We start from the raw sequence: 12,259 nt of genomic DNA, 5'->3' as shown, positions 1-12,259 counted from the left end.
TAAAGACCTGCCAATATATGGTGGGTCTTTTTATTATCCAAAGAGTCTTAAATTAACCTCAGTGAATATATATGTAAAAATATTGAATTTATACTTTATTTTTATATTAAATTGCCGTAACGTTGGCGTATAAGAAAAAGTGAGCAAATGACCACCGATTTCGTCATCACTCATTAGACACGTTAGAGTAAGCAATAGTCATCAGGAGAGACGCAATGGCATTATGGGGCGGAAGATTTACCCAAGCGGCAGATACCAGATTCAAAGAGTTCAACGATTCGTTGCGTTTCGACTACCGATTGGCTGAGCAAGATATCGTAGGCTCAATTGCGTGGTCTAAAGCATTGCTTTCGGTTGGTGTATTATCAGCAGAAGAGCAGCAAAAGCTCGAGCTCGCTTTAAATGAGTTGAAACTCGAAGTGATGGAAGATCCGCATCAGATTTTACGCTCTGATGCTGAAGACATTCACTCGTGGGTGGAACAGCAGTTGATCAGCAAAGTCGGCGACTTAGGTAAAAAGCTGCACACTGGTCGTTCTCGTAACGACCAAGTGGCGACCGACTTAAAGCTTTGGTGTCGTCAGCAAGGGCAGCAACTTCTTATTGCACTTGATCGTCTACAATCGCAAATGGTGCAAGTGGCGAAACAACATCAAGGTACGGTTTTGCCTGGTTATACTCACTTACAACGTGCTCAGCCTGTGACGTTTGCTCATTGGTGTTTGGCGTATGTTGAAATGTTTGAGCGTGATTACTCACGTCTGAGTGATGCGCTGCAACGTTTAGATACCTGTCCGTTAGGCTCTGGCGCATTAGCTGGTACTGCTTACCCAATTGATCGTGAACAACTGGCGCATAATCTTGGTTTTCATCGTGCTACGCGTAACTCACTCGATTCGGTATCGGATCGTGACCATGTGATGGAACTGATGTCTGTCGCTTCTATTTCTATGCTGCACTTGTCACGTCTCGCGGAAGATATGATTTTCTACAACTCAGGTGAGTCGAACTTCATTGAGTTGGCAGATACAGTGACGTCTGGCTCGTCATTGATGCCACAGAAGAAAAACCCAGATGCGCTGGAGCTCATTCGTGGTAAGACTGGTCGCGTGTACGGCGCACTTGCTGGCATGATGATGACAGTCAAAGCCCTGCCACTGGCGTACAACAAAGACATGCAAGAAGACAAAGAAGGTTTGTTCGATGCTCTTGATACATGGAACGACTGTATGGAAATGGCAGCGTTGTGTTTCGATGGTATCAAGGTTAATGGCGAACGTACGTTAGAAGCTGCGAAACAAGGCTACGCCAATGCCACAGAATTAGCGGACTACTTGGTCGCGAAAGGCATTCCTTTCCGAGAAGCGCATCATATTGTCGGTGTAGCTGTCGTTGGCGCGATTGCCAAAGGTTGTGCACTGGAAGAGCTGTCACTGCAAGAGTTACAAGAGTTCTCTGACGTCATCGACAACGATGTGTACGACATCCTAACGATTGAGTCTTGTCTAGAAAAACGTAGCGCGCTTGGTGGCGTGTCACCAAAACAAGTCGCTTATGCCGTTGACCAAGCGGACAAGCGTTTGGCGCAGCGTGATAGTTCGGCCGTCAAAGTGCGTCCTGCACGTTTAACGGATATCGAAACGCTTGAAGGCATGGTTGCGTACTGGGCGAATATGGGCGAAAACTTACCTCGTTCTCGTAATGAACTCGTTCGCGACATTGGCTCCTTTGCCGTTGCTGAACATCACGGTGAAGTGACTGGTTGCGCGTCTCTGTATGTGTATGACTCTGGACTTGCGGAGATTCGCTCGCTCGGTATTGAGGCGGGTTGGCAAGGCCAAGGGCAAGGCAGCGCGATTGTGAACTATTTGGTGGATAAAGCACGTCAAATGGCGATTAAGAAAGTCTTCGTACTAACACGTACGCCAGAGTTCTTTATGAAGCAGAGTTTCTTGCCAACATCTAAGTCTCTGTTGCCAGAAAAAGTGTTGAAAGATTGCGACCAATGCCCGCGTCAACATGCCTGTGATGAAGTGGCGTTAGAGATCAATTTAGTTGAACAGATCATCCAACGCAGTCATGTCGCATAGAATATTGATTTTGTTAGTATTTAAACAGATATCGTTAGAGAACGATCATTTACATAAGTTTTTGCTAAAAAAATCGAAAAAACTTTGAACCTTTGAGAGGAAGCTCGGTCTATTAAAGTACCACTGCTTTTTCTTAGAAGAATCTAAGAGAGCCCCAGAATCGAGATTGATTTTGGGGCTTTTTTCTATCTGTCATTTGTGGTGATCCTCTCCATTCTGTTTCCCGCGACGACGCTGCCACGGCAAGATGACAAAACGCATCCATAAGTGCAGAAACAATAAAATGTTAAATGCAAAGCCCGCAAAGATCAGGGCGATCGATTCAATGCTTTGTGGATGATCGCGAAAAGCAAACCACCAAATGATCCAACACACAACTGAAAGTACGGTCAATTGATCCATGCATCGTTGACAACGACCGATCTTTTTCCAAAACCAATGTTCTTGGCAGCTACGACAAGCCATGATGTTTACCTCAATTCAACTTGCCCAAGATTAGCAGAAGATGAATAGGCTTTACCATGTGCGCTTGTTAGGTGATTCGAACCCAAAAATGGAAAATTAGCTTTGATGAAATTCTGTAGCACGTTACTGGTGTATGGTGCCGCGTCAGCCAGAAAATAGGAAAAGATAATGTCGACAGAACTGAGAGTAGCACTAGGGCTTGCCGGGGGATTTTTCACCATTGGGTTCACCGCGATTGTGCTAGTGAGTCGTTATGCGATGATGTAATCCATGAAACTCTAGTCCAGAAAAAAGCCTCGTATCTGCGAGGTTTTTTGTATTTGGCTTGGGAATAGAAACGAGACGTCATGATGAACAAAAAATGTTGTATTTAAAATCGTTGATTCAGGTAGTAGAACGATTTAAGAACTAAGAACTAAGAACTAAGATTTGAGCGGGAAGAACCAGGGTGGCCTCCGAGTCAAAGACGCCGGAGACCGGGGGGGGGGAGGCTATGGACAGGTTAGCCTAGGTAAGTTTCTAGCTCTTCGCTACCACCGATGTGTTTACCGCCGATGAATACTTGCGGGACGGTCGTACGGCCTGTAATAGCACGAAGACTGACGGAAGTTGCATCTTTCCCCAAAATGACTTCTTCATATTGAAGACCGTGATCAATCAAGTGTTGTTTGGCTTTCATACAGAAAGGACAACCAGGCTTGGTAAATACAGTGATCGATTCCTGAGTTCTGTACTCTGGTGCGATGTAGTTCAGCATAGTGTCTGCATCCGAGACTTTGAACGGATCTCCTGGCTCATTTGGCTCGATGAACATCTTCTCAATCACGCCATCTTTTACCAACATGCTGTAACGCCAAGAACGTTTACCAAAACCGATGTCATTTTTGTCCACGAGCATGCCCATGCCATCGGTGAACTCACCATTACCATCTGGAATAAAGGTGATGTGCTCGGCTTCTTGGTCGTGTTTCCAAGCGTTCATAACGAATGTGTCGTTTACCGAAATACACAAAATTTCATCAACACCGTGTTCTTTGAACACAGGGAATAGCTCGTTGTAACGAGGTAAGTGGCTAGAAGAACAAGTCGGTGTAAACGCTCCAGGCAAACTGAATACGATCACGGTTTTGCCTTTGAATAGATCATCCGAGGTAACGTTCACCCAAGTATCACCTTGGCGAGTCGGGAAAGTAACCTGTGGTACGTTTTGACCTTCTTTAGATACAAACATATTGATTCCTTTAAAATATTCGAGTGAAGCGTTTAGAGCGTGACTTGTCGTTTGGCTCTGGTTCGTTTTGTTGAGCCCATTATTGTAAAAATCCTTTGATAGCTCTAATCGTTTGATGCTATGGTTTTGATAGACATTGACTATCATCAAATAGAAGCGAATCGTGTGTTATGAATATTCGGGATTTTGAGTACTTAGTCGCACTGGCGGAGCACAAGCATTTTCGCAAAGCGGCAGAGGCGTGTTTTGTCAGTCAGCCAACGCTTAGTGGTCAAATACGTAAGCTGGAAGATGAACTCGGCACGGCATTGTTAGAAAGAAGCAGCCGCCGAGTGTTGTTCACCGACTCTGGCTTACAGCTGGTGGATCAAGCTAAACGCATTCTGAGTGAGGTGAAAACCTTTAAAGATATGGCCAGCGGACAGAGTGGGGCGATGACCGGTCCAATGCACATCGGTTTTATTCCGACAGTTGGCCCGTACTTATTGCCTAAAATTCTTCCACAGCTGAAAGAAGAGTTCCCTGAGCTTGAGCTGTTCCTGCATGAGGCTCAAACTCATCAATTGGTTCGCCAGCTAGAGGAAGGGAAGCTGGACTGCTTGGTATTGGCTTCTGTGGCGGAAACTGCCCCATTTAAAGAGATTGAAGTGTACAACGAACCGCTTAGTGTTGCTGTACCATGTGGTCATGAATGGGCACAGCTCGACCAGGTTGATATGTTAGAGCTCAATGGGAAGACCGTGTTGGCTTTAGGTGATGGGCATTGCTTACGCGACCAAGCGTTAGGTTTCTGCTTTGCGGCAGGAGCAAAAGATGATGAGCGCTTTAAAGCCACCAGTTTAGAAACTTTGCGTAATATGGTTGCTGCGGGAGCGGGTATTACTTTGTTGCCTCAGCTTTCTATTCCAGCCGAAAAACAAAAAGATGGCGTTTGCTACATTCCTGCCGTCAACCCTACGCCTTCACGCAGCATTGTTTTGGCGTACCGCCCTGGCTCTCCGTTGCGTGCTCGTTTTGAAGCATTAGCAGCGAAAATCAAAGCAATTCTAGAGTCGCAGCCATCTTCTATGGCTGCTTAACGTTATAAAAAAGGGGAGAGCCAACGCTCTCCCCTTATCTTTTCTTTCGTTTGGTTTAGAACAACTCTTCCGTTGTGCCACCAGAACCGCTTGAATAAATGCTGTCTTCGAGGCTGTTACCAACGTATTCGGTTGGCTCTGTGCCTTTCTCAAAGTATTCAAACATGGACGTGCTATCCACTTTATGAGTCAGCAGACCGCTGTTGCGATCGATGCGAACGCGCACGATGTCATCTGGAATATTCTTGCCTTGTTCTGGCTTGCCTTCCAATGCCACTTGCATAAAGTCAATCCATGCTGGTTCTGCTGTTTTCGCACCTGATTCAGCACCAGATACTTGGCCTTGACCCAAATTGCTGTTCACCGTCGTGCGGCCTAACGCGCGTGAGTGATCATCGAAGCCCACCCATGCAATAGCAACCACGCCCGGACCATAACCGTTGTACCATGCGTCTTTTGAATCGTTAGTCGTACCAGTTTTACCACCAATATCACGACGCTCAAGTTTTTGCGCACGCCAGCCGGTACCGTTCCAGCCAGTTCCTTCACGCCAGTTGCCGCCACCCCAGATGTTGCTGTACATCATTTCACGCATCAAGAATGCGTTTTGTTCAGAGATCACTTGTGGTGCGTATTTTGGTTCATCATTTTCTAGTGCGTTCTCTGGAGCTTGGCCATCAACGGCAACATCTTGCTCACCGAACTCACTGGCAAAGCGATCCATTTCTGGTTGTGGGCTCATTTGTGGGCAATCTTGATGACAAACGCTCTTAGGGTTGGCTTTAAACAAAACTTCGCCAAATGCATCTTCAACGCGTTCTACGTAGAACGGCTCAACATAGTAACCGCCGTTTGCAAAAACCGAGTAACCTTGCGCCACTTTCATTGGCGTTAAGCTACCCGCACCCAAGGCGATAGTTTCTGAGCGAGGCACTTCGTTGATATCGAATCCAAAGCGAGTTAGGTACTGACGAGTTTCATCCAGACCCACTTCACGTAAGGTACGAACCGCCATTACGTTTTTCGATTGCGCTAAGCCAATGCGAAGGCGAGTTGGACCACCGTAAGTTGGAGGTGAGTTCTTTGGTCGCCATGCTGAGCCTGAACCTGCGTCCCATTTGTTGATTGGCGCGTCGTTGATCAGAGTTGCTAACGTTAGGCCTTTATCGATAGCGGCTGAGTAAATAAATGGTTTGATACTAGAACCAACCTGACGCACGGACATGGTTGCGCGGTTAAACTTGCTGTGAACAAAGTTAAAACCACCTACCAGTGACAAAATGCCGCCATTTTCAGGATTCATCGCGACAAATGCGGTGTTCGCGCTAGGCACTTGGCTTAGCTTCCAGCTGCTTTGAGTGTTGCCATCTTCATCGGTCGTCGTTAGCTCGCGAACCCAAATTTGTTCACCTGCAGCTAAAACCTCTTGTGCAGATTTTGGTGTTGAACCTTGACGGTTATCGGTGAGGAATTTGCGTGCCCAGTTTATGCCAGTCCAAGGGATGGTTTGTGCGTCGTTATTTTTCACAACAACTTGCGCCGTTTTGCCTTCCACTTTTGTCACGACAGCAGGGTAAAGATCGCCGTAAGTTGGCTGGCCTTTTAGATGCTTCTCAATTTGTTCTGCATCCCAAGCGGCTTCCCCTTCTTTCCACAACACTTTTTCTGCGCCGCGGTAGCCATGACGCTCGTCATAAGCCATTAGGTTGTTTACCGCAGCCTTATTGGCAGCGTCTTGCAGTTTAGAGTCAACCGTCATATAGATATTCAAACCCGACGTATACGCTTTCTCTTCACCGTACTCTTTTACTGCCCATGCACGTGCAAGTTCGGCAACGTAAGGCGCAGACACTTCAATTTCTGCACTGTGGTAACGAGCGATGATTGGTTCGTTACGTGCTTCATCGAATTGTTCTTGCGTAATGTACTTTTCATCGAGCATACGCATTAGCACAACGTTACGACGTTTTGTTGCACGTTCTAGCGAGTAAATTGGGTTCATGGTTGAAGGGGCTTTTGGCATCCCCGCCAGTGTCGCAATTTCACTAAGCGAGAGCTCATTTAAGCTCTTACCAAAATACACCTGAGCTGCTGCACCAAAACCGTATGAGCGATAGCCAAGGAAGATCTTGTTAACGTAAAGCTCCATGATCTCTTGTTTGCTCAGCAGTTGCTCAATGTGAATGGCAATGAAGATCTCTTTGATCTTACGCATTAGTTTCTTCTCGTTAGATAAGAAGAAGTTACGCGCTAGCTGCTGAGTGATGGTACTCGCCCCTTGCTTTGCTGAGCCGGAAAGAGCAACCACGACAGCTGCACGAGTAATACCGATTGGATCGATACCAGGGTGCTCGTAAAAACGGCTGTCTTCGGTGGCGATCAGTGCGTGAATTAGGTCTTGAGGAATTTCATCGTAAGTAACAGGAATACGACGCTTTTCACCAAACTGTGCGATCAGCTTCCCGTCTTGACTAAATACCTGCATAGGTGTTTGTAATTCAACGTCTTTTAGAGTTGCAACGTCTGGCAATTCAGGCTTCACGTACTGATAGAAGCCAAAAATTGTGGTGACTCCAAGAATTATGCAAATCAATGTTAAAAATAATAAACGCTTTATGAACTTCACCGGAGAATCCCTGATTGGTTGAGGCTGTGTAACGGCAAACCCTTGTACTCTTAGGTCAAAAATTTAGCACATAGAGATATTAACTCTTATTTGGGTGCTAATAACAACCTTTGCGCGAAGAAATTTCGGAGCGAGAGTAGAGATGGATAAGCTAATCGTTACCGGCATAGATATTGGCCATAACAGCCTCAAAGCCGTAGTACTTAAACCCATTGGCGATCAATACGCCTTATTGGGTTACAAAGAAATATTACTTAAGGAAGGTATTGTCGCTGAAAATAACACTATAAATCATCAAGAAATTGTAAAGACCCTAAAGCAGATGAAAAAAGAGCTGCCTTTTGGGGCCAAGCGAGTGGCAATTTCTGTTCCAGACAACTCAGTTATTAGCAAGAAACTGCAAATCGAACAAAGCCTTGATGAGAGCGAAATCGAGTTTGCGGTGGTACAAGCTTTTTCTCATCAATCTCCTTTTCCTGTGGAAGAACTGAGTTTGGATTTCGTACGCCTTCGTGCGGAAGAAGGGATGCGTGGAACGGACAGTTATCAAGTATTCGCTACGCGCAAAGATGTGGTTGAAAGCCGAGTTGAAGCGTTACAACAGTCTGGTTTAAAGCCTGTGTTGGTTGACGTGCACTCTCAAAGCCTAGGTCATATCTGGAAGCTTGCCGCAGAGCGTTTTCCTGAAAAAAACAAATACTGTTTGTTAGACATCGGCTCGTTAGCGAGTTCATTCACCATGTTTACCGAGCAAGGCGAACTGTTTCATAAGGAGTTTGCGTGCGGTATTCGTATCTCAATGGGGACGTCACAAGAAGACTTACTTTCTGATGATGCTCAAGCCAAAACGGAACAGTTCAATCGTCAAGTGGTTGAGCGCGTAAAACGTCAAATGCAGCTCTATACCTCGATCAACGGTTCGCAAAACATCAAAGGCATTTGGTTATCGGGCGAGGGGGCATCGACGCCAATGTTGGCAGAAGAGCTGTCGCATCAGTTGGCATTGGAGTGTGAGTTGTTAAACCCACTCGGACTGTTTGAAATGAAAGTGTCGAAACGCAAGCGCCGAGCGGCCGATTGGCAACATTTTTCGACGGCTGCAGGGCTGGCGGTGCGTGGCATTCATTGGTTAGGAGGTGTGCGTGCTGTATCGCATTAACTTATTGCCTTGGCGCGAAAATCAAAGGGAAGAGCATCGTCGTCGATTTGTCGGTTTAGTGGTATTGGGAGTCATGGTGGCGTTGGGGATTCAGTGGGGCGTTGGCAAATATTATGAGTACCAACAAGATCTTCAACAAGAGCGACTCGACTATCTAACAACGTACATTTCCGATCTAGATAAGCGGATAGAAGCGATGAAGATCGCGGAGCTTGAACACAGCAAAATCTTGGAACGCTTGAAAGTTGTGGAAGCGTTGCAAAATGGTCGGAATAAAACCACTGATTTTATGAACCTCATGCCTGCTGTTATTCCAGAAGGCGTGTATGTCGACAAGATCAAAATGAACGATCTAGAAATTGAAATCTCAGGTATTTCAGACAGTACTCCTCGGCTAGCAACCATGCTCGATAACATGGAACGTTCTGCCAAGCTACTGGACGTTGAAATGCACTCTATCGTGCACGGAAAAGCCCGTTTTGGTAAAGAGTTTCAGACCTTTAAAGTGTCCTTCATGTTTAACACGGTAGAAGAGAAGAAAGAGGGAAAACAACATGGTTAATTGGCAAGATCTAGAAATGGATGAGATTGCTGAATGGCCATTACTGCCTCAGCTTGTAGTGATCTGCCTGCTTGTTCTTCTTATCCAAGGGTTTGGTTATTGGTTTTACTTAAAGCCAGAAGAGGCTCGCTTGAACAATTTGATTCAAGAGGAGCAAACATTAAAAGTGGCATTGCGCATAAAAGCCAACAAGGTAGCTGCATTACCTCAGTTGCAATCTCAACTGGACGAGCTTACTACGCGTTATGAGTTGCTGTTGCAACAACTACCGGCACAAAAAGAGTTGGCCACAATGTTGGCGTCGGTAAACGAACTCGGTATCGACAACAAGTTAACGTTTACTCGCATCGATTGGGGAGAAAAGCAATCTGAAAACTTCCTGTATCGATTGCCACTAAATATCGAGCTAACAGGTGATTTCCACGATATCGGTCGTTTTTCACAGGCCATTGCCACATTGCCACGAATCATCACCTTTAAAGATGTGACTTGGCAGCGTGTCAGCCAAGAGAGTGAAACTTTGCACTTCCGAGTGAGAGCAAACACTTATCAGTTCAAGCCTGAGGAAAAGAAAGATGAGAAATAAATCTTTGCTGATGGTGTTGGTAAGCGCTCTATTGGTCGGGTGCCAGGCGAATGATGAATCATTAACGGATTTTATTCGTGGTGTTGAGAGTCAGGCGCGACGAGATGTGGAGAAGCTCAAACCTGCTGACAAATACATCGCAGTAGCGTATGCCCCAGAAGTGATGCGTGCTCCTTTCGAATTGCCCAAAGAGGCGACCATCGCGACTCAACCTGTGGCGAGAAAAGATTGTTGGCAACCGCCGAACCGAGCGAGATCTGGCAAGTTAGAAAAATTCCCACTCAGCCAACTTCGTTTAAAAGGAGTGATGGGTATGGGGAACACCGTTTCTGGTTTAGTACAAGCCCCGAATGGCACGGTTTACAAAGTGAAACCAGGTCAATACCTCGGGCGTAATAACGGTAAGGTCACCCATGTTACCCACTCCTATTTGTTGATTAATGAAACCTTGCCCGATGGTTTGGGGTGCTGGCAAAAACGTAAAGTTAAGTTGGCTTTGAGATAGATATAGCTGCATTTATTTTTGATATTGAGTAATGAAAATGAGACAAGGATTAACACGTACACCAAGGATGCTTACTGGGCTCTTCTCCTTATGGTTGTTTTTACTTCTAGCCCCTTTAGCAGCAGCAGAAGATGTACAGTCTAATGCGCTCAAGAGCATCGACTTTCGCACTAACAAAAGCAAAGATGCCGTGATTGTGGTGGAGCTTGCATCCCCGGCGGCTATTGTTGATGTTAAACGTGTTCAAGAAGGATTAAGCATTGATTTAATGAACACGTCGGTAAAAGACGAACAGCTTTACCTTCTCGACGTGAAAGATTTCGCGACGGTGGTGGAAAGTGTGGAAGTGTTCCGCGATACCTCCACCACACGATTAGTTGCGTATATCGATGAAGAATACACGCATGACTATCGTTTGACGGGGCGTTATCTTGAAATCACTGTCAGCAAGCTTAAACCAAATGAAAAAGTGCCAGACAAGAGCATCTTAGAAAAAGAAGGCAAGCTGATCTCGATTAACTTCCAAGACATTCCTGTGCGTAACGTTTTGCAGCTGATTGCAGATTACAACCAGTTTAACTTGGTGGTTTCGGATTCTGTCGAAGGCAACCTTACACTGCGTCTTGATGGTGTGCCGTGGCAGCAAGTTCTCGACATCATCTTGCAAGTGAAAGGGTTAGATAAGCGTGTTGATGGCAACGTGATTTTGGTCGCCCCGACCGATGAGCTGGATTTGCGCGAGAAGCAGCAGTTAGAAAAACAAAAGCTGACGGAAGAAATGGGTGAGCTTTCATCAGAAATCATCAAAGTCAATTTTGCTAAAGCTTCGGATATTGCAGAGATGATTAATGGTGAAGGCAACATTAGCATGTTGTCAGAGCGTGGCAGTATGACCATTGATGAGCGAACCAATTCGCTATTAATCAGAGAATTGCCAGAGAACATCGCCGTTATTCGAGAAATCATTGAATCGCTCGATATCCCAGTAAAACAAGTACAAATTGAAGCCCGAATTGTGACCATCAGTGAAGGTAACATGGACGAGTTAGGTATTCGTTGGGGCTTCACTTCTATTAATGGTAATAACACCGTTGGTGGCTCTATTGAGAACAACCTAGCGACAATCGGTTTGTACGAAGGTGGTGGTGACGGCGAAGGTGAAGAGGGGGGGGGTGGTGCTGGTATCGATGATTTCCTTAATGTGAATTTAGCCGCGACTAACCCGAATGCGGCGAGCATTGCGTTCCAAGTGGCAAAGTTAGGTTCTGATACATTATTGGACTTAGAGCTGTCTGCATTGCAGCAAGAATCAAAAGCAGAAATCATTTCGAGCCCACGATTGATCACGACCAATAAGAAGCCCGCGTACATTGAACAAGGTACCGAAATTCCTTATCTAGAATCTTCATCGAGTGGTGCAACGTCAGTGACCTTTAAAAAAGCGGTGTTGAGCTTGAAGGTGACACCGCAGATCACACCTGACAATCGTTTAGTGTTGGATCTGAGTGTGACCCAAGACCGACCTGGTAAGGTAGTGAAAACGGGCACAGGAGAGGCAATGGCAATTGATACGCAGCGCATTGGCACCCAAGTTCTGGTTAATAATGGTGAGACGGTTGTGCTCGGTGGTATTTTCCAGCACAGCATTACTAACTCAGTGGATAAAGTGCCATTGTTGGGCGATCTTCCGCTATTAGGCGCACTTTTCCGCCGAAGTTACGAAAACGTTGGTAAAAGTGAGTTGCTAATTTTCGTTACGCCTAAGGTCGTTATTCAGTAGTGGCTATCAAGTAAATAGGCGATTAGATCAAAAATAAAGTTGCATTAGTGGCACCATGCTTGGATAATTTCGGGTCTTATCACGAATTATCTGTGAGGAACTGGTGCCACAAGCCTTGTAGAACAGCGGTTTAGCTGTGTTTTCTTGTGGCGATCTTATTGAATCAATGTTGTAAA

Annotated in this window: 10 protein-coding genes; 7 read left to right on the top strand and 3 right to left on the bottom strand. The window is 45.7% G+C overall.

All coding sequences use genetic code 11. The features are described from left to right. The first annotated feature begins 215 nt into the window (after positions 1-215). Positions 216-2,090 carry an argininosuccinate lyase gene (argH, locus tag ACYJZR_RS13755; RefSeq protein ID WP_005465154.1) on the top strand — a complete coding sequence of 625 codons (1,875 nt, stop codon included), beginning with the start codon at positions 216-218 and terminating at the stop codon, positions 2,088-2,090. Between the two features lie 192 nt (positions 2,091-2,282). Here argH and ACYJZR_RS13750 read toward each other — a convergent pair whose 3' ends face one another. Beyond that, positions 2,283-2,555 (bottom strand): DUF3624 domain-containing protein, encoded by a 273-nt coding sequence (locus ACYJZR_RS13750; RefSeq protein WP_005480479.1) that lies wholly within the window; start codon positions 2,553-2,555, stop codon positions 2,283-2,285. Between the two features lie 502 nt (positions 2,556-3,057). After that, entirely contained in the window at positions 3,058-3,786 is a 729-nt protein-coding gene (locus ACYJZR_RS13745; protein WP_406966457.1) for a redoxin family protein, read from the bottom strand. A 170-nt stretch (positions 3,787-3,956) separates the two neighbouring features. On the opposite strand from ACYJZR_RS13745, the gene oxyR reads away from it, so the two are divergent. Beyond that, a complete protein-coding gene (oxyR, locus tag ACYJZR_RS13740) occupies positions 3,957-4,865 on the top strand; it encodes a DNA-binding transcriptional regulator OxyR (RefSeq protein ID WP_005465160.1) in 909 nt (302 codons plus the stop codon). Between the two features lie 55 nt (positions 4,866-4,920). Here the strand turns inward: oxyR and ACYJZR_RS13735 are convergent, their stop codons facing one another. Beyond that, on the bottom strand, positions 4,921-7,491 hold the full coding sequence (locus tag ACYJZR_RS13735; protein ID WP_005480476.1) for a penicillin-binding protein 1A: 2,571 nt from the start codon (positions 7,489-7,491) through the stop codon (positions 4,921-4,923). A gap of 142 nt (positions 7,492-7,633) precedes the next feature. Here ACYJZR_RS13735 and pilM point away from each other — a divergent pair, with 142 nt between their 5' ends. Genes pilM through ACYJZR_RS13710 form a run of 5 tightly spaced genes read left to right on the top strand, consistent with a single transcriptional unit; the run spans position 7,634 to position 12,083 of the window. Beyond that, positions 7,634-8,650 (top strand): type IV pilus biogenesis protein PilM, encoded by a 1,017-nt coding sequence (gene pilM, locus ACYJZR_RS13730; protein ID WP_406966456.1) that lies wholly within the window; start codon positions 7,634-7,636, stop codon positions 8,648-8,650. After that, the gene (locus ACYJZR_RS13725) at positions 8,634-9,212 is read left to right on the top strand and encodes a PilN domain-containing protein (RefSeq protein WP_015297396.1); all 579 of its coding nucleotides are present in this window, start codon (positions 8,634-8,636) and stop codon (positions 9,210-9,212) included. Before pilM ends, ACYJZR_RS13725 begins: the two co-directional genes overlap by 17 nt. Beyond that, a complete protein-coding gene (locus ACYJZR_RS13720; RefSeq protein ID WP_005480482.1) occupies positions 9,205-9,798 on the top strand; it encodes a type IV pilus inner membrane component PilO in 594 nt (197 codons plus the stop codon). The genes ACYJZR_RS13725 and ACYJZR_RS13720 overlap by 8 nt, the downstream gene beginning before the upstream one ends. Next, positions 9,788-10,303 (top strand): pilus assembly protein PilP, encoded by a 516-nt coding sequence (locus ACYJZR_RS13715; RefSeq protein WP_025554074.1) that lies wholly within the window; start codon positions 9,788-9,790, stop codon positions 10,301-10,303. Before ACYJZR_RS13720 ends, ACYJZR_RS13715 begins: the two co-directional genes overlap by 11 nt. Before the next feature lie 31 nt (positions 10,304-10,334). Beyond that, positions 10,335-12,083, top strand: coding sequence for a type IV pilus secretin PilQ (locus tag ACYJZR_RS13710; RefSeq protein ID WP_406966455.1), 1,749 nt, complete (start codon positions 10,335-10,337; stop codon positions 12,081-12,083). Positions 12,084-12,259: the final 176 nt, after the last annotated feature.

This window comes from Vibrio sp. RC2502 (genome assembly GCF_054850435.1).
The sequence above is the reverse complement of the archived record's forward strand: the minus strand, read 5'-3'. Positions and strand labels throughout refer to the sequence as shown.

Bases quoted from the DNA above. Each gene is read 5' to 3' on its own strand.
- ACYJZR_RS13710 (WP_406966455.1), top strand. From the start codon at position 10,335: ATGAAAATGAGACAAGGATTAACACGTACACCAAGGATGCTTACTGGG.
- ACYJZR_RS13715 (WP_025554074.1), top strand. From the start codon at position 9,788: ATGAGAAATAAATCTTTGCTGATGGTGTTGGTAAGCGCTCTATTGGTC.
- ACYJZR_RS13745 (WP_406966457.1), bottom strand. From the start codon at position 3,786: ATGTTTGTATCTAAAGAAGGTCAAAACGTACCACAGGTTACTTTCCCG.
- oxyR (WP_005465160.1), top strand. From the start codon at position 3,957: ATGAATATTCGGGATTTTGAGTACTTAGTCGCACTGGCGGAGCACAAG.
- ACYJZR_RS13720 (WP_005480482.1), top strand. From the start codon at position 9,205: ATGGTTAATTGGCAAGATCTAGAAATGGATGAGATTGCTGAATGGCCA.
- pilM (WP_406966456.1), top strand. From the start codon at position 7,634: ATGGATAAGCTAATCGTTACCGGCATAGATATTGGCCATAACAGCCTC.
- ACYJZR_RS13750 (WP_005480479.1), bottom strand. From the start codon at position 2,555: ATGGCTTGTCGTAGCTGCCAAGAACATTGGTTTTGGAAAAAGATCGGT.
- argH (WP_005465154.1), top strand. From the start codon at position 216: ATGGCATTATGGGGCGGAAGATTTACCCAAGCGGCAGATACCAGATTC.